The following is a 17,618-nucleotide window of genomic DNA, read 5'->3' on the forward strand; positions in this document are numbered from 1 at the left end:
AAACTCCTCGAGGTCGGCCAGTGCGCGGATCAGGTTCGCCAGCCGGCCGAGGGCCGCCCGTCGATCGCCGAAGTACGTGCCGATGGCTTCGAGGACCGTCACGAAGGGGACGGTGCCCGTACGGTAGCTGGCGAGGGCGGCATCGACGGAGAGCTGGTCCTGCACCAGGATTCCCTCGGCATCGAGCCGCGCTTCCTGGGCAAGCTGGTTGAGGCGGATGAGGCGTTCCTCGGTTGCAGCCTGAACTCGGCGACGGAGGGACTCCTCTGTGGCGGCTGCCGCCGAGGCGAGGGTCTCGGCCTCCACGATGAGCGGCCGCTGCTTCTGGCCGGCCCAGAGAGGGATCGAGACGCCGAGACCGGCGGACCACATGAGCGGGAGCCCCCGCGGTTCATGTAGGCCGCGGATGCGACGAAGTCAGGCCTGAGATTCCGGTGCGCGAGATCGACGGAGAGCTTGGATCGTTCCCTCACGAGCGCGATCTCCTTCAGCTCCGGTGTCTCGTCGAGCGCCCGGGCAAGGGTCTCCGCGCTCGAGGGGATCGTTACGAGGCGTCCCGGTGTGAGGCGCTGCTCGGTAGGAATAGGCGCGTCCGGCGGCCGGAAGAGGAGCTGACGCAGCTCGCTCAGGGCCGTCAGCTCGGCTGCTTCCTCGCGGCGGCGCTCTTGAAGAAGCCTCGTCCGCTCGCTCTGCGCTCGGAGGACGTCCTGCTGGCTCGCGAGCCCGGCCGCGTACCGTCCACGGGTCACTTCCTCGATGCCTTTCCACGTTTCGGCCTGCTCGTCCACGAGCCGGAGGGCCTCACGTGCCTCGAGGAGGTCCGCGTAGGCGCGGCGGACCGAAGCCCCGATCGTGAGCACGACGCGCTGGGGTGCGGTCCCCGCCCGCTCGGCGTCCTTCTGCGCGACCTCCCGGGCGAGACGGAGCTTCCCCGGGTACGGAATCGCCTGCTGCGCCATGAACTGGAGACGCGTCATCTCCATGGTCCCCAGCGAGGGCGAGACCCCGTCGTTCTCGTAGCTCACCGAGACCATCGGGTCCGGCAGAGTGCCGGCGGGCTTAATCCGCGCCTCCGTGGAGGCTGCCGTGGCCCGCGCCGACCGGATCTCGGGATTCGCCCCGAGCGCCTCGTCGACGAGACGCTCCACCTCGGCGCGATCCAGCGGCGGCGGTGGCTCTACCCCCTGGGCTCTGAATGCAGCGACGGACAGGAGGGCGCAAAGCGCGACTCCCCGTCGGGACCATAGGATCGACATCTCTTCACCTCGTGCTCCAGTCGTCGGACGCAGCCTGCGTCAGGCAGCGACGAAAATGCTACGTTTCAGGATCAGATCCTGAGAACGCCGATCCGGAGGAAGAGGTGGCCGCCCCCGGCTTGGCCCCGCGCCGGTGTCCCGAGGTTCTGGCGCGCGGTGCCAAGATCCTGGTCGACGTCCCGACCCGGCGACTCCGAGACCCCGGACCGAGACGCACCTTCGGGCGGCGCCGCTTCCGGCCCCCCGGGGTCCCGGGTGACGCTGCAAGGCCCCCCAGGGGGGCAGCAGCATCCCCCTGAATCGTCCGACAGAGTGTCCCCCGGGGTTCCCGCCGGGCGAACCGCGCCACCGCAGCAATCCCCCGGGCATCCTCGACGCCGAGACCCCCAGCCAGCGGGTCGCCGTCGCCGCGCAGGTCGCCGGCGCGACGTTCGCGCCGAGCAGGAGCACGGAGAGAGCCAGAGCCGCCCCACGATAGAACCAGCGCCCCCGATTCCCGCCTCTGGCGATCTCGGGGGACATCTGCGTGCGGGCTGCGGGGTTTTCCTGGCGAAACACCATCGACTCTGCTCGCAGGGAACTTACCCCCCCAACATTAGAAACGGATTAGTGCCGCGGTATCGTGAGACCCTCCACTTCGGCCGGTGAAACTCATGAGAGTCCTCGTCGTTGAAGATGACCCGAAACTCCTGGACAGCATCCGGCAGGGGCTGAAGGAACACGGATTCGCCGTGGATGTGGCACCGGATGGGCGCCTGGGGCTCGAGCTCGCGCTCGGGGCCGACTACGACGCTCTCGTCCTGGATGTGATGCTCCCCGGCAAGAGCGGCCTCGAGATCCTGCGCGAGCTGCGGACCCGCCACCGGGCGACGCCCGTCCTCATCCTCAGCGCCCGGTCCGCAGTCGAGGACCGGGTCCGGGGACTGGACCTCGGGGCAGACGACTACCTTCCGAAGCCCTTTAGCTTTCAGGAGCTCCTCGCGCGCCTCAGGGCGATCAGCCGGCGCCCTGCGGCCGAGCCCGTCACCACGCTCACCGCCGGGGACCTCGAGCTGGACACCGTGCACCGTTCGGTGCGTCGCGGAAACCGGCCGATCGAGCTCACCTCGAAGGAATTCGGCCTCCTCGAATACCTCATGAAGCGGAAGGGGGTCGTCCTGACACGCGCCATGATCCTGGATCACGTCTGGGACCTCGACTACGACGGCGGCTCGAACCTCGTCGAGGTCTACATCAACTACCTCCGAAAGAAGGTCGACCAGGGCGCCGACGTGAAGCTCATCCAGACGGTCCGCGGCTCCGGGTACGTCCTGAAGGAGCCAAAGTGAGAGCGCTTCCGAGGACATTTCGCGGACGGCTGACCCTGGGGTACTCGCTCGTCCTCACGCTCATCCTGGCCGCTTTCGGGCTCAGTCTCTATTTCATCGTCCGAGACCAGCTGCTCCGCCACCACGATCGGGAGCTCACCGAGACGGCCGACGCGATCCAGGCCGTCATCGGGCAGCACGAGGACTGCGAGCACCTGACTCCGGAGCAGGTGGCGCAGCTGAACCGATACTCGAAGCTCGCCCTGTTCCACTCCGTCGACGGTGACCCGGCTGTCTTCTACCGCTCGCCCGACCTCGAATCGGTGCCGGCCGCCAAGGAGCTCGCAGCGCGGCCGCAGTTCCTCGAGGAGCGCTCGGCCTTCCGCACTTACGTCGAGAAGGGCGGCCTCCTTCGGGTCTACACGAGGCCCTACAAGTCCCATGCCGGACGCCAGGGCGTCATCCGGGTCATGGAGCGAACGGGAGACGTCGAGCTTCCCCTCTCGAACCTCCGCCTCGCCCTGCTCCTCCTTGCGCCGATCGCGGTCGCAGGATCTGCCGCAGTCAGCTACTGGCTCGCCGGTCGCGCGCTCGCCCCCGTCGTCGAGATCACGGAGCTGGCGAGAGAGATCGAGTCGACACAGCTCAGCCGCCGGCTCCCGACCCGTCCCGTCCCTGACGAGATCGGCCGGCTCGTCGACACGTTCAACCAGATGATCGGCCGCCTCGAGAGCTCCTTCGAGTCGATGAAGCGCTTCACCGCGGACGCCTCCCACGAGCTCCGAAGCCCGCTCGCGAACATGCAGAGCACGCTCGAAGTAGCTCTCAGCCAGCCCCGAGAGGCGGACGAATACCGCACCGCGATGGCGAGTCTCAACGAGGAGGTGGGCCGCCTCCGGCACATCGTGGCCGACCTCCTCCTCCTGGCGCGCGCCGATAGCGGCAAGGTCCCCTTCCAGCTCGAGCCGGTTCGTCTCGACATCCTCGCCGGCGAGGTGGTGGAATCGTTCTCGGAGCGGGCGAACGCCCTCGGAGTCCGGCTCGAAATGGCGCCAGCACCCGCCGTCGTCATCCCGGGCGATGAGCGCTGGCTTCGCCAGCTCGTCCTCAACCTCATCGACAACGCCGTCCGATTCTCGACTGGAATGGACGCGCACACAGCCAAGGGCCGAGTCCGCGTCACGGTGTGGACCGAGGACCAGCTCGCGTTTCTCGCCGTAGACGACGACGGACCAGGGATTCCCGAGCCTGATCTGGATCGCGTCTTCGAGAGGTTCTTTCGTAGCGACACCGCCCGCACGCGCGGTGTCGAGGGCGGCGCCGGCCTCGGCCTCGCCATCTGCGCGTGGATCGTGCGCGAGCACGGTGGGACCATCCGCGCCGTCAATCGGCCGGAAGGCGGTACTCGGATGATCCTGGCGGTACCGACATCCTCGAGCCCGCCGCAGTAGTGAGGGGTGCCGCTCCTCTAAGGCGGCTCTAATCTCGCCCTCGCATATTTCCTCCGAAGACACCGAGGCCGACGGGCGCCGGCCGCCTGGGATCGTCCGGCGACTCGCAACCCGCTCTCTGGTGCTCACGCATCCTCGGACGCTCGGGGTCCGGGGACATTCGAGCGGAGGTACTCGCACATGACACCCATGAACGGACACGACACTCCCCGACTCGGTCGCGCCGCTGCTCTCGCCCTCGGCGTTGCGCTCTCCGCGTCCGGCGCCTTCGCGTTGCCGCAGTCGGTCGCGCCCACCTCTGAGAACGCGGAAGCCCCCAAGGTCGCCGTCACGGCCGAAGACCACCTCGCGAAGGCCGCCGAGTATCGGAAGAAGGCTGCGTCATACCGCGAGGAGGCCGCCATGCACAGGAAGATGTACGCCGACTACAAGATGACCGTGGCCATCCATCCGAAGGCGCCCGAGAATCCGTGGCTCCGCAAAATGCGCGACCACTGCGACCGATACATCAAGGACGCCGAGGCCCTGGCTGTGGACGCGGAGAAGTTCGCCGAGTACCACGGCTTCCGCGCCGCTGAGCTCCAGGGAAATGAGCAGTTCGACGCTGTCCCGGCAATTACGGTCGCGACCTCTACCGTCCTCCCCATCGAAAGGAGGACGCCATGCACACGATCACCATCTCGATCCAGGGCGCCGCGAACGACTCGACGAGCGTCGAGCTCCCGGACGACCAGGCTCTGCCCGTCTACGTGAAGCTGAAGGAGGTCCTCGCCGGGACCCGGGCGGCCCGGCGGGCGACCCGGAAGGACTCCGGCTCCGCCGCGGCTGACGGCCAGAACGGCGACGCCGGGAGGAACGGAGTCGGCGACAGTTCGGCTGACCTCGACCGCTGAGGAACCGGTGATCTCGTTCCTCATCGCTTCGGCCTGCGTCGTCTTCGTCCTCTCGCTGCCGATCTCGGCGACGAAGGCCGGGCAGACGCTTCGGAGGTGGGCCGGAGTGCTCTTCCTCCTGGCGCTGGCGCCGGCGCTCTTCGTGGGGCTGGTCGGCGCCATGGGCGGCTCGGTCGGCACGCCCCAGGCCGTGACCGGCGCCGGTAGCGGCATCGACGCGCTCGGGACGGTCCTCGGGTTCCTGATCCTCTCTCCCCTGGCCTACGGGATTCTCCAGCTCCGCAAGCGCTTCAACCCGAAGAGCCGCGACCCGTGGGCCGACTACGTCGACCGGAAGGCGGCCGGGAAGAAGGTCGTGGACCCGAAGGCGGCCAAGCCCGTCCTGCCGGGCGGGACGTTCGGCCCCTTCGGAGGCTCTCCGTGAGCCTTCTCGACTTCGTCGGGTCGATCCTCCACCGGGAACGGAGACGCGCCTACGAAATGGCCGTCGCCGCCGAGCTGCCGAAGCTCGCGCCGCCGAAGCCCTCGTCCGAGGTGATGGAGGAGGTCCGCGGCCGGCTCGCCGGGCCTGGCGCGCTCACCTTCGGAAGGCTGCCGTCCGGCCAGATCGTCCGCGTGAAGGGCGACACCTCGATGAAGAGCGCCCTCGTGATCGGGGCGCCCGGGTCGGGGAAGACCCGGTTCCTCCTCGGGCTCCTGATCGAGCTGATCTCCCGGGCCCTCCGCGACGAGGTGGAGATCGAGCTCGTCGACCCGAAGACGGAGACGTACAGCCTCACTTGCCAGATCCTCGCCGCCCTCTACCTCGGCGGCGACTTCGCTCTCAGGGAGGCGATACGGCGGCGCGTCCGGGTCATCGACTGGTCCCGCGATGCCGTCTCCCCCGTCACGCCTTTCGACAACACCGAGGGCATCGTCTCGAACGCCTACCTCGCTCACCTCCGGACCGACGCCACGGTCCAGGCCAGCCCGCAGACCTACACGGAGTCGCTGAAGCAGGCCCTGTTCATGCTCTCGTGGCTCCTCACGGAGAAGGGCTTCCCGCCGAACCTCCGGTTCGTCTCGAAGCTCTACTCCGACCCGGCGTTCCGGGCGAAGGTGATCGCCGACGTCGCCGAGCCCGACCTCCGCAACTACTTCGCCGAGCTCGAGCGCCACATGGCGCGGCCCACGGCCGACGCTCTCCTCCGGCGGTTCCAGCACGACCTGTCGTTCCCAGAGGTCCGGCTCTCCATCGGCATCCCGCCCGCATCGCTCCGGAACATCCTTCCGGCCGGCTCCCCGCGCATCACCCTCGGGAACTACGGCTCCGGGATGGCTCTCCCCGCCTCGGTCGGAAAGGAACGCGCCGCCCACCGGGTGACCGACGTCCTCCTCCGCGCGCCGCGCCGGAACCCGAAGCGCCCGGGCCTCCTCTTCCTCGAGGAAGCGCCGACGCTCCTGGCCGGCGGGAGCGAGCTCGTCGAGCCCCTGACGACCGCGGCCCGGACGCTCCGCTCGGTCGGCTTCGGCGTCGTCTTCTGCGGGCAGGACGTGGCGAACGCCCTGCCCGGCCCCATGGTCCGGACGCTCCAGCTCAACACGTGGTGGTGGGCGATCTTCCGCTCCCACGAGGAAGCGGACTGGATCTATCCCCACCTCCTCGTCGACGAGGCCGGCGCCGCGCTCTCCGAGGGAGACAGGCAGAAGGAGTTCCGCCGCCTCATGGTCGGCCTCCCGTCCCGGAAGTACTTCCTCCACGTGAAGGGCGAGCCGGCCCTCCCGATGCGCGCCCCGACAGTGAACGACCCCTCGGACATGGCGAAGCGATCCGAGGCCGAGCTCCTCGAGGTCTTCCGCCGCGAGATCGCCTCCGTCTCGATGGTCCCGGCCAAGACCGCGGCCGACCTCATCGCCCGCTTCGAGGCCGACGTCGTCGACCGCGCCACCATCCCGCCGGCCCCACCTAAGAAGGCGGCCCCCAGGGTGCGGCGCCCGTCCGCGGAATCGCGGACCTCCTTCGGATGATGGGTGGCTCACCGGGGACGGGGGCATAGACGTGGGCCCGACGATCCGCACCGCCTTCCGGCTGTCGGCGCTGGCGACGCTCTACCTCCTCGCCGCGCCGGTCTACCTGGTCCGCGCGATCGGCGAGTGGCGCCGGATCGCCCGCGGCCTCGCCATCGTCCGGCGCGGGACGATCGCCTGTCCCCACTGCTCCTTCGTCAATCCGATCAACGTGCTCTCGACCTGCCACCGCTGCGGCGTCACGGAGTTCGGGAGCCGCCTCTACTGCTCGAACTGCCGGCAGGTCACGCGCTGGTTCGACTGCATCCGCTGCCACGCCACCATCAAGGTCTTCTGATCGTGACGACCTCGTCATTCGCTCGTGCCAGGGAGGAAGCTACCGCCCGCTACCCCACCTACACCTCACCCCTATGCCCCACAACCACTTCGGAATCGTCGTCCCCGCCGTCCAACCGCCTACAGGCGTCCTCGATCTTCACGACGCCGACTGGGAGAACCTCCGCTCCATCGTGCGCGAGCACCTCGACGGGCGAATCGAAATCACGACGCACACCGGTCTCCGCGTCCTCCTCTTCGGGAGCGTCGTCGAGATCCCGGTCTACCTCGTGCGCGTCTGGTCCGAGCACCCGATCGAGGACATCGCCACCGTCGTTCAGCCGGAGCTCGTCCGCATCGCGAACACCCACACCGAGAACGTCTGACGGCACCAACCGGACGGCCCCTTCCCCCTGGACGTCGCCACCGGCCCCGCCGGGACGGGACGCTGCACGAAAGACCTGCCGGGCCCCACACGCGAACGGCGACGTGGTCCCCGCAGCACCTCCGGAGTGCGGCCTCGTCCCGGCGGGGCACGGAGTGACCGTCGCCCCTTCAGAATTCGATCTTGGGCGGACGCCCGAGCCATGTGCGCTGCTGATCCCGGTACCACTTCCAAACCGTCACCCCTATGGACCAGACCCCTCGATCGCACCGGTTGTGTCGACGAAGCGTCGGCGCCGCCGATCCGTGTGGCTTCGCCTCACGCTCCGCGTTCTGCGCGTGCTCTCGGTCGCGCTATTCGTGTTTCTCAAGTTCGCGGAGCGAGCGGTCCGCGAGCCACTCACCTGGTTACTCGTCGGCGCCGCTTTCTTCGCGCGCAGTGCCTACGTGCACTGGCCGCACTGACTGCCAGACCGGATACCGATACCGACCCACCCTCCGGGACCGGCGCGCATCCTGGCTCTCCTGTCGTCTCGCTCAGGTTGCTCTCGACCCCGCCAGCCCTCTGGCCTGCAGGAACGCCCCCGACCGCCGCCGTTCGTCTCGAGCGAGAGACGTCCGTCCCGAACGGGATCGGCAGGACGGCAGTCCACGGCTGGCGGGGCACGAGGCATCTCACTTTCACCGAAACACCTCTCTCCCGGAAGGAAGCCCTCGGCCCGAAAACGCGACTCTCGCTGGCTGCCTGGTATCCCCTTCCCCACACCCCAATGCGCGACACGACCCGACTCGAGCTCCTCGTTCCGCTCGCGGACAACGACACCGTCCCGTTCTCCGACGCGGCCTTCGCCGCCTTCGAGGACTTCCTCGTCCAGCTTGCCGGCGGCTTCACCCGCCGCGGCGACGTCGAGGGAGCCTGGAGGGCGCCCGACGGTCGCGTGATGCGAGACCGGTCACGGTCGTACGCTGTGACCGTCCCCGAGCACCTCACGGATCGCGTGGCGTCGTCTATCGATCACTACGTGCGTCGCCAGTTCAGGCAGCAGGCGACGTTCGTCGAGACTCTCCCGGCGCGAGCCGTCGCGTTCTAGGACCATGGTGCCTTCCGACCGGGCGGGCGCCGACCCGGGGCCGACCCCGCACGAACCGCCGGACCGAGGAGACAGCGCTCGAAGCGACCTCGTCATCCTCTCCGGAGCAACGGGAAGTTCGGGGCGGCCCCGGTCCGCGGCGATCGGGCCGCTCGACCCGCGACGTCCTCCCGAGACGCTCACCGATCGCGACGTCTCGGCGCTCGCGTTCATCGGCCGGTCGCAGGAGGCCGCTCAGTACCAGCTTCACGAAGCGGTCTTCCCCGGACTCGGCGAGGCCGTCGTCTCACGGCGAATCCGGAAGCTCGCTGCCCGGGGCCTCCTCGCCATCGAGCGGTGGAACAAGGTCGGCATCAACCGGCTGCGTCTCCGGCCGGCCGGCCGCGATGCCGTCGTCGAGAGGAAGGGCGCCCGCGACGACGAGCTCTTCCTCCTTCGCGCCCCGCTCGCCCAGTCGGCTGTCGCCCACCACCTCTGGGTCGTCGACTGCCGCCTCATCATCGAGAGGCTCCCGGCCCCTCCGACCTCGGCCCAACCGTCCTGGGTCCTCGAGCGCCGGTGGAACCCGCGGCCGGCCGCGATTCCGGACGTCCTGGCCATCTGGCGGCCCACGCGTGAGAGCCCCGGACATTTCCTGGCCCTCGAAATCGACATCGGGACGGAGGCGATCCGGCGGACGTTCGTCCCGAGGCTCGTCGCCCTCGCTGAGACGCTCGTCCCCTTCGCCGGAACGTCTCCGGCCTTCATCTCCGTCCTGACCCGGGGCTCCAGGCGTGTGGCGGCCATCCAGCAGGCTGTGGCCTCCGCCTCGATCGCCCTTCCGGTCGTCGTCGACTCCCTGCCCCCAGCGGCCGGCCGGCCGGCATTCGCCGCCCTCCGGACCCTGCTCACGGTGGGTGCAAAGTCGCCTTCGCACCCCGGTCCGGCGTAAGCCCGCACGCCACAGACATTTCGCACCCTTCGGCTTCGCGGCGCTTAGGGGGCGCGAGCGAATGAGTGAGCGGCGAAAGGGCGCTGGGCGCTGCAGTGGCTCTTCAGCACGCCGAAGTGAGTCAGTTCGACGGAGTGCAGGGCAGGAGAGTCCCTTCGGGTGAAGGTCGCAGGCGCACCGGACCACACCGAAAGGAGATCCACATGACCACCTTTGCTCCCTCGAAGAAACCCATGACGCTCTGCCCGTCGTGCCAGTCCATTTTCACGGGGACGCTCCCGCCGACTTGCCCCACTTGCGGGGCCGCGCTCGGGACGTCGATCGGCGCCAACCGGAAACAGGGCTCCCTCCTCGTCCCGAAGATGTCGTCCATTCGCCCGGCCGCGCGGCCGAAGCTCCCGGTCGAGGTGACGCTCGGAATCGAGATCGACCGCACCGGGTCGTCCGCCGCCTTCCAGGCCGGAATCGCCTTTTCGTCCGAGGTGCTCCTCGAGACCATCGCGGCGAAGGTGAAGAGCCTCACGGTCTACGTCGGCACGCACGGCGACGAGGAATGCGGCGAGGCGCCGGTCCTCCACACCGCCGGCGGGACGCGCGAGCAGGCGATGGCCGACATTCGCGGCATCACCTTTGGCGGCGGCGGCGACGCACCCGAGACTCACCTCGACGGCATCCGCAACTTCCTCGAGACGGTTCCCTGGCCCATGGACAAGAGCCGGACGCGCGGCGCCTTCGTCGCCTTCCTCACAGACGACACGAAGCCCGACCGGACCGGGGCGACCGCGACGCAGATCGGGAAGGCGATCCGCGACAAGGACCTGCTCTTCTACGCCGTCTGCCAGAAGACGAAGGAGCTCGAGGCCCTCGTGAGCGCGGCAGGTGGACTCCTCATGCCGATCTCGAACACGCCGGATCGCGCCGATCTGCAGAATGCGGCCGCCCAGGTGAGCGCATCGCTCATCGCGACCATCGGCGCCGGCGGAACGCTCCCGATGACGATGCCGGGAGGTGGGCGGTGAAGAGCGTCATCCCCACCCTCCAGCGCGTCGGCACCTTCTCGACCGGACTCGCCCGGCCCGTGACGGCGTGCCGCAGGCAGCAGCTCGCGATCCTCGTCCGGGACGCCTCGTCGTCGATGTCCGGCGAGAAGGCGCGGGAGGCGGACGCTGCTTCCCGCACGCTCGCCACAGAGCTCGCCGCTCCCGCCAACCGAGGCGTCTTCACCGTCGCAGTAATCGACTTCTCGACGTCCGTCTCCAACGTCCAGCCGCCCGAAGCCGCCGACAGCCTCGTCGGGCACCTCGCACCGCTCACCGCCTCCGGTTCGACGAACGTCGCGGATGCCCTCTCCGAGGCGGAGCGAATCGCCCGCAACGCTCCGGCAGACCTCGCCGCGTCGCGCCCGGTCGTCCTCCTCTTCTCCGACGGCCGGCCCAACTGCGGCGGCGACGCCCGGACGGTCGCGGCCAGCTTGAAGGCGGTTGCGGACGTGGTGACGGTCGCCTTCGGCTCGGATGCCGACGAAGCGTTCCTCCGCGAGATCGCTTCCTCGCCGGCGCACGCCTACCGGTGCCGCGACGGCCGGGAACTCCGGAAGTTCTTCGCCGCCGTCGGTGCCACGCTCACCCACTCCATCGCCGCCGGTGTCCCGGCCGCCGGCCCCCTCGCGTCGATCACCCGGTGAGGGCTGCCGTGAGCCGCGCCGTCCCCCCGCCGGAGCATCTGGACTACCTCCAGCAGATCGGTGTCGACGTTCATTCGCCGAGCCTGTCGGTCGCCGTTCCGCGTGCTCCCGCGGCGCTGGCGTCGGCTCCGGCACCCGTCTCGCCTCTGCCTACCTCCCCGTCGCCCGCCCGCTCGCCCGTCGCCGTCTCGGTCGGCCGGCACCCTGCCCGCCGGCCGGCCGAGCGGAAACCCACCCGCCCCCAGCCGGTTCCCTCGCCTCGGCGCCTCGCCACGCCGCGTCACCTCCCTACGTGGTGGCCGATCGTCGAGTGGGCCGTCGCGCTCTTCGCCGTGGCGGCCGCCGTCGTCCTCCTCGTGATGCTCCTCATGGCGCGCGGAGTGCTCGCCCAAGAGCTTCCGGCCCCGACCCCCGTAGCCACTTCCGCCTCCCCGTCTTCCGAGGAGCTGCCCGCCGTGCAGAAGCGCCCGAGCTCGAAGTCATCGAAGCCGAAGGCCCCGTCCCCGAAACCACAGGACGGCGAGCGCGCCACCCTCCCGGTGCAGGCGTCGGCGGAACCGAACGGGAATGCCGAGGCGAGCGCCCGCGGGGAGAGCTCCTCGCCAGAGCCCGATGCATCTGAAGCGCGCGCACCGGTCCTCGTGCCGGCGCCAAACGCCGTGGCGCCGGCCGGTCGACCCGCCGCGGGAGGCCTGCCGCAGCAGAAATCGACTTCCGGCATCGAGACAGTCGTCGGCATGGCGTTTCTCTCGGGGCTCGGTTACCTCGCGTGGGACCGCCGGAAGCTCGGCTCCCGGCTCGGACGCATAGAGGCGGCCCTCGGGCTCGAGGCCCAGATCACTTCGCCCTCGATCGCGCCGGTGGAGAGCGAGGTGCCGACCACCCGCTCCCCGGAACCTCCGGCCCTCTTGAACGCCGAGAGCCCCGAGGCCGCCCTTGGCGCCCTCATAGCCGAAGCCAAGCGCCGCGGTGTAGCGACGCTGCCGAGGGCCGCCACGCGCAGCTGGGGCGCCGGCGTCGCTTCGATCACCGGGAACGTCCGAAAGGAGAACCAGGACGCCGCGATCGTCTTCGAGGTCAACTCGACGGCGGTGCTCGTCGTCGCCGACGGCCTCGGTGGCCTCCCGCACGGGAAGGAGGCCGCCCGGCTCGCGGTGGGAGCCGCCGCTCTCTCGGCCGCCGAGGCGCTCGGAACGTCGCCGGCGGCTCCCGCCCACCCGGAGCTCGTGGCCGAGCAAGCCCTCCTCGACAGCGCGGCGGCCCTCTGCCGGCAGGCCCGTGCAGCCGGGCGGGCCGAACCCCGGGACGGCTTTCGCTCGACTCTGATCGTCGTTGTCGGCACTCCTTCGACCTACGGCTACTGCTACCTCGGTGACGGCGGAGGCGTCGTCGTCCGGCAGGCGGGGACGATCGATACGTTCCTCGTCCCGCAGAAGGCCGACGGCATCGCCAACGTCGTCGCCGGGAGCCTCGGTCCCGTCCTTCAGGGGACGCCGGTCGTCGGCAAGCTCCCCCGCCGCGCTGGCGACAGCCTCCTCGTCGGCACGGACGGTGTCTTCGACCGGGTTCCCGAAGGCTTCGCCGCTTCCGTCGTTCGGCTCCTCGGCTCCCACGACGGCGACGCCCAGGCCGTGGCCTCGCTCGTCGTCTCCGACTTCGCCTCCGCCAAGGACGGCTCCATGTACGTCTGCGACGACAACCTGAGCTTCGCGATCCTCTGCACGCCCGCCCCTCGGGCGACAGCCCCCGCCGTCACCATCCAGCGGCCGGCGCTGGCCAGGAGGTGATCCGTGCTCGCCGCCGGAACCGTCATCAAGTGCGCCTCCGGGGAGTCGGTGACCATCGAGAAGACCTTCACGCCGGGCGGCCAGGGCTGCGCCTATCTCGTCCGGCGGTCGCGGACCGGCACACCCGGCGTCCTCAAGCTCTTCCACGACCGCTTCGACCGCGCCGAGACGCAACGGCGCCTCGAGTACCTCATCGCCCAGCGCCTCGATAGGCTCTGCCCGGTCCTGATCGGCCCCCGCGACCTCGTCGTCGGCCCGTCGGGCGTCGGCTACGTCGCCGAGCTCTTCCCCGGAGAACCGCTCGAAGAGGTCCTCTCCCACCCGGGCCTCACCATCTTCCACACCCTCACGCTTGCGGTCGCCCTGGCCCACGCGGTCAACGCGCTCCACAGCCGCGGCATCGCCCACGGCGACCTCCACGGCTCGAACGTTCTCGTCGCGGTGGCGGGCGACACGCTCCAGCCCGGGATCATCGACTTCGACAACTTCGCCGGGCCCCGCGTCTCTCCCCCGCCTATGGTCGGCCAGATCCTCTACATCGCCCCGGAGCTCCGGGCGGCCCTACGCGACGGCCGCCCGGCCATTCCCGACCTGCGCTCCGACCGGTTCGCCTTCGGCGTCCTCATGCACGAGGTCGTCCTCCTCCTGCACCCGGCCGGCGGCGCCGACGCGACGCCCGAGATGTTCGAGCAGGCCATGATGGGCGGCTGGGTCCACGACCCGGCCCGCGCGAACCGGCCGAAGAGCGCCGGAGGCGTGCCCCGCGAGGCGATCAACGCCGACCTCCAGCGGCTCTTCCGCCTCTCGCTCAGTCCGGACCCCGACGAGCGTCCGTCGACCAGCGCCTGGAAGTCAGCACTCCTGGCGGCGCTGAAGACGGTCCACATCTGCGACAACTGCTCCATGCCCTTCCTCGTCGACCCGTCCAAGATCGCCTGTCCGGCATGCGGCGGCGGATTCCCTGACTGGCTCCTCCGCCTCCGTGACGGCCGGGCCATCCCGATCGACGAGGCCTCCGTTCGCGTCGGGCGGGCGCACCTCGGCGGCAGCCCGAAGGTCAGTGGCACACATGCGGTCTTCCGGAAGATCGGACCAGATCTCCTCGTGGAGTCCTGCGGGCGGAACGGGACGTGGCGCATGAACGGGCACGGATGGGTGCGGCTGCCGGACCGGACGCCCATCATCCTGTCCCTTTTCGAGCGCCTTCAGCTGTTCGATGAACCGTAGTGCGTCTTCGGGTTTCGTCTCGCCGAGCCACTCCTTGTCAAGGACGAGGGCGTAGATCGACTGAATACCGCGCTCGAGGTTGATCTGCATCGCATGAATGTAAGGCTCGACGCTCCTGAGGAGCGTGGCCGGCTTCGCAACGAGGATGACGCCGAGCTTGATGAAGGCGCGTGAGTACTGAAGTGGAACCTGAGCCCCTGGTGGGCAGGCGGCGATGTCGTAGAGGAAGTTCACGAGGCCTTCGACCTCGCCCACCATGAACGGACGAGGCTCCCTCCCTTGCACCCGAGCCGCGAAGTCGCTCAATTCGATCAGGAGGATGTGCGTAAAGATGCCGCGCTCATCTAGTCGTGCGATGCGTCCATGTTGATCTCGAATGGCCGGATCCGAACCTAGGGCGGGCGTAACGCTGTCAGCCAGGAACCAGTCGAGGGCCGCCCGGTTGCCCGCCTTGGTGAGCAGCGTGCGGACGAGATTCAGATCGATCGCCGTCGCGAGAGGGCGTTCGACCAGGTGACGAATGCCCTGAAGCGTTGTGCGCCGTACGATGGCCATCGCGAGGAGTGCGATGTTGCGCTCTTGATGAGTGCTCGGATCGAGCCTGACAACGAACTCGCCATCGGCGACGTCGTAGGCATCGCCGCAGCCTCCGTCGACCCACTGAACGTCTATTGCCACGGGGGAGAGGTACGCCGTTCGCACAGAGTCGCCTTCTGGCGAGATTCAGGCGGCCGCGCAGGTCATGACGGATGTACTGCTTCTCGTCTTCGGCACGACCGCTGATGGCGTACACCGCCTTGAAGATGCGGCCCCGCCACAACGCTGAACGATCTTCATCTAGCAGAATTCGAAGGAAGAGCAGAAGCAGCAGCGGAATGCACGCCAACAATCCGTAGCGCTCCACGAGGTTGAGCAGCGCACTCATTTCGGTGTTTCCGGCGGAGCTTCGATGAATGCGGTGACGCAGTCTTGACGCGTGCAGACGAAGTGCAAGTCTCTCCCTCGCCGCCCTACCGCTCGAAAGGTCTGTGCGGTGAGAACGCTACCGCAGACATGGCAGGTCAGCGCGCCTGCCGCAAAGGCCTCGAGCAACCCAAGGCGCGAGAAGAAGGCGTCGACATCGGAGGAGTGCAGAGCCGAGATGGTTCGTTTCAAGCCCATTACCTCGTTGAACACGACGAAGCGTTAATGCCTAACCGTGACATCAGCGGCGAGCGCAGCGAATCCACTGTATACCGGGCTAGGCGCCGTCTTTCGGAATCGAGTATTCGATCGGACGTGGGCCCAGGATGTCCTGGAGAATCTGCGGCACATCGCCGAGCGGCTTCCGAAACGTCACGCCCCAAGCCTCCGTGACCTCTTGCGCGCCCTCGAGCAGCTCCCAGGCGGTATCCGGTAGTTGAGCCGGCGGCCGCAGTGTGATGGCCTGAGTGCCGACGAACTGGCCGGTGGTGTAGGAGTAGGAACCGTTCAGGAGATTCATGAATGCAGTACCCCTGTAGACCAGCCAGCGAAGGCCGATGTACACCTTGATGTCGGGAACCTCCCCGGCGTTGTCGTGAATGATCACGACCTTCTCCCGAACGCTGGGAAGGGCGTCGGCCGGAGTGAGTGCGGCGAGCGCGTCGGCGTGGGCCTGGATGAGAACGGAAGCAACGAACGATCCGAAAGGAGGGCCGGACTCGTCGGCGCCCGATCGGAGAGAGAACAGATCTGCGAAGGTCGAGAGCGGCCGATTCGGCGGCGGCGGCGCCACGAGGCCAACGGAGATGGCGGGCACGACACAGAATGCGTAGAACGGCAGCCGCGATGGGATGTCCGCGGCTTCGTTCTGAAGCAGGCGACACGCGCAGATGCCGAGGGCCGCCGCTTTCTCGAGTGCAGGAGAGGTGAAGCCTCGGAAGGAATACAGGACACCCTTGTGGGCGCCGGAGGAAGCCAGTTCTCCTGCGAAGGCGTCGATATCCTGCTCATTCACCGGGCGTCGAAGGCGTTTGCAGCTGATGAGGATCTTCAGCGGGAATACGCCGCCGAAAGAGGTCTCGACCCAGACATCCCGTTCGCGGAGGCGTCCGGTGTGTCGGTCTGGCAGACGCGCGTTGACGCGCACGGATGCCGATGGCTCTAGTGCCGAGACGAATGAGGCGACGGCCCGTTCAAAGAGCCGCCAGTCCTGCCGTGCGCCCTGCTTATGTGGCATTTGAAGAACGTGAAAGGAGTCTGACCGTGGCATCAGCGGCGAGCGCAGCGAGTCCGTTGCATGCCGGGTTAAGCTCCGCCCTGGCCACTAGACTGAGATGGGTACGGCACAGAGGCGGGCCAGGTGCCGGCCTCGTGGATGGCTCTCTCGCAGAGGCTTACGAGGGAGGGGGAGCTGCTCTGGATCATTGCCGCTGCCTGTAGATGAAGGTACAGCGCAACGTTGGTGGCCCGAATGTGCCACGCGACCCCGGTTGAATCTGAGAGCGCCGGCGAGGCGACGAAGACAGCCGCTCGTTCCGCCAGCTCGGGAGGCGCGAAGCTTGTGGCAGCGCCGGCAGCGTTCGGATGGCAGAATTCGGAAAGGTCCTCGTACGCTTCCGTCACGTAGGTGCCGACCTTCTTTGCGACGCGGTCGACCAGCGTAAGCACATTGACAGACTGAAGTGAGGCGCCGAGGGCACGCCAGTTCGAGGACTTCGTGCCGTGCATGAGGGCCATGACGTGTGTATCGAAGGCCTCGACGTCTTTCGTGGCGTCTGAAGCCACGAGCGCGTCGATCCGCAGAGCGAGGTCATAGAGAGCACAAGCGCCTTCGAAGAGCGCACGAGACAGCAGGAAGCACGGAATGAAAGCCCGAGCGTTGGCCTCGCGCACGTAGGCCTCGGCGAGATCACAGGCGCGATACGTCATGACCTGGCGGTACACAAGCACCTTGAAAGGGATCTTGGCCACCAGCGATGGCGTGCCACGGGGAATCTGTGGGACGCGAAGGTCGCGCAGGTGCTCAACGAGGGCATCGACGGTGGCAATGAGTTCCGCTGCGAGGCCGTGCGCCTGAAGGGCAGGGTCAAGCTGGGGCGAGGATGTCATCCGTTGAAGGAGCCTAACCGGTATTCGAAGTCCGGAACCAGGACTCCGGCCGGGCCTCTAGCAGCAGCGTCTCGTCCGTCAGGGTCTCGAAGGCGCCGTTCACCCTTCGCCAGAGCACGACGTTGTGCTCTATGTAGGCCGACACGTCGCCGCCCTCTGATTCGAGCGCCAGGAGAACCTTGAGCGGGGAGAGGGTGAGCTTCATCTGCAACT

18 protein-coding genes are annotated in these 17,618 nt (G+C 68.4%); 14 read left to right on the forward strand and 4 right to left on the reverse strand.

Translation table 11 applies throughout. The features are described 5' to 3' along the window. Positions 1 to 98: 98 nt before the first annotated feature. Positions 99 to 1,256: a TolC family protein gene (locus IPN03_03030; GenBank protein MBK9372719.1), complete on the reverse strand. Its 1,158-nt coding sequence runs from the start codon at positions 1,254 to 1,256 to the stop codon at positions 99 to 101. Positions 1,257 to 1,909: 653 nt separating this feature from the next. Between IPN03_03030 and IPN03_03035 the strand changes: the two genes are divergently transcribed. From IPN03_03035 to IPN03_03100, 14 genes are all read left to right on the forward strand, one after another. Continuing rightward, entirely contained in the window at positions 1,910 to 2,584 is a 675-nt protein-coding gene (locus tag IPN03_03035) for a response regulator transcription factor (protein ID MBK9372720.1), read from the forward strand. Continuing rightward, complete coding sequence (locus IPN03_03040) at positions 2,581 to 4,014, forward strand: HAMP domain-containing protein (protein ID MBK9372721.1); 1,434 nt, start codon at positions 2,581 to 2,583, stop codon at positions 4,012 to 4,014. The genes IPN03_03035 and IPN03_03040 overlap by 4 nt, the downstream gene beginning before the upstream one ends. A 189-nt stretch (positions 4,015 to 4,203) precedes the next feature. Then, entirely contained in the window at positions 4,204 to 4,767 is a 564-nt protein-coding gene (locus IPN03_03045; GenBank protein MBK9372722.1) for a hypothetical protein, read from the forward strand. Beyond that, a complete protein-coding gene (locus IPN03_03050) occupies positions 4,764 to 4,907 on the forward strand; it encodes a hypothetical protein (protein MBK9372723.1) in 144 nt (47 codons plus the stop codon). Before IPN03_03045 ends, IPN03_03050 begins: the two co-directional genes overlap by 4 nt. Positions 4,908 to 4,914: 7 nt before the next feature. Beyond that, entirely contained in the window at positions 4,915 to 5,331 is a 417-nt protein-coding gene (locus tag IPN03_03055) for a hypothetical protein (GenBank protein MBK9372724.1), read from the forward strand. Beyond that, the gene (locus IPN03_03060; GenBank protein ID MBK9372725.1) at positions 5,328 to 6,914 is read left to right on the forward strand and encodes a hypothetical protein; all 1,587 of its coding nucleotides are present in this window, start codon (positions 5,328 to 5,330) and stop codon (positions 6,912 to 6,914) included. Before IPN03_03055 ends, IPN03_03060 begins: the two co-directional genes overlap by 4 nt. A gap of 31 nt (positions 6,915 to 6,945) precedes the next feature. Further along, the gene (locus IPN03_03065; protein MBK9372726.1) at positions 6,946 to 7,251 is read left to right on the forward strand and encodes a hypothetical protein; all 306 of its coding nucleotides are present in this window, start codon (positions 6,946 to 6,948) and stop codon (positions 7,249 to 7,251) included. 73 nt (positions 7,252 to 7,324) lie between these two features. Beyond that, positions 7,325 to 7,615: a hypothetical protein gene (locus IPN03_03070; protein MBK9372727.1), complete on the forward strand. Its 291-nt coding sequence runs from the start codon at positions 7,325 to 7,327 to the stop codon at positions 7,613 to 7,615. A gap of 768 nt (positions 7,616 to 8,383) precedes the next feature. Beyond that, the gene (locus IPN03_03075; protein MBK9372728.1) at positions 8,384 to 8,704 is read left to right on the forward strand and encodes a hypothetical protein; all 321 of its coding nucleotides are present in this window, start codon (positions 8,384 to 8,386) and stop codon (positions 8,702 to 8,704) included. 4 nt (positions 8,705 to 8,708) lie between these two features. Continuing rightward, a complete protein-coding gene (locus tag IPN03_03080; protein ID MBK9372729.1) occupies positions 8,709 to 9,635 on the forward strand; it encodes a hypothetical protein in 927 nt (308 codons plus the stop codon). Positions 9,636 to 9,838: 203 nt separating this feature from the next. Next, on the forward strand, positions 9,839 to 10,654 hold the full coding sequence (locus IPN03_03085; protein MBK9372730.1) for a hypothetical protein: 816 nt from the start codon (positions 9,839 to 9,841) through the stop codon (positions 10,652 to 10,654). Continuing rightward, positions 10,651 to 11,319, forward strand: a complete 669-nt coding sequence (locus tag IPN03_03090; GenBank protein ID MBK9372731.1) for a VWA domain-containing protein — start codon at positions 10,651 to 10,653, stop codon at positions 11,317 to 11,319. The genes IPN03_03085 and IPN03_03090 overlap by 4 nt, the downstream gene beginning before the upstream one ends. Positions 11,320 to 11,327: 8 nt before the next feature. After that, on the forward strand, positions 11,328 to 13,106 hold the full coding sequence (locus IPN03_03095; GenBank protein MBK9372732.1) for a protein phosphatase 2C domain-containing protein: 1,779 nt from the start codon (positions 11,328 to 11,330) through the stop codon (positions 13,104 to 13,106). 3 nt (positions 13,107 to 13,109) lie between these two features. Next, the gene (locus IPN03_03100; GenBank protein MBK9372733.1) at positions 13,110 to 14,333 is read left to right on the forward strand and encodes a protein kinase; all 1,224 of its coding nucleotides are present in this window, start codon (positions 13,110 to 13,112) and stop codon (positions 14,331 to 14,333) included. 1,240 nt (positions 14,334 to 15,573) lie between these two features. Here the strand turns inward: IPN03_03100 and IPN03_03105 are convergent. The 3 genes from IPN03_03105 to IPN03_03115 all read right to left on the reverse strand — a co-directional run bounded on the left by IPN03_03105 (position 15,574) and on the right by IPN03_03115 (position 17,610). Continuing rightward, entirely contained in the window at positions 15,574 to 16,533 is a 960-nt protein-coding gene (locus IPN03_03105) for a restriction endonuclease (protein ID MBK9372734.1), read from the reverse strand. A 68-nt stretch (positions 16,534 to 16,601) separates the two neighbouring features. Then, positions 16,602 to 17,405 (reverse strand): hypothetical protein, encoded by an 804-nt coding sequence (locus IPN03_03110; GenBank protein MBK9372735.1) that lies wholly within the window; start codon positions 17,403 to 17,405, stop codon positions 16,602 to 16,604. A gap of 13 nt (positions 17,406 to 17,418) precedes the next feature. After that, a complete protein-coding gene (locus IPN03_03115) occupies positions 17,419 to 17,610 on the reverse strand; it encodes a hypothetical protein (GenBank protein ID MBK9372736.1) in 192 nt (63 codons plus the stop codon). Between the last annotated feature and the right edge of the window lie 8 nt (positions 17,611 to 17,618).

This window comes from Holophagales bacterium, from assembly GCA_016719485.1.
Taxonomy (GTDB): Bacteria; Acidobacteriota; Thermoanaerobaculia; order UBA5066; family UBA5066; genus UBA5066.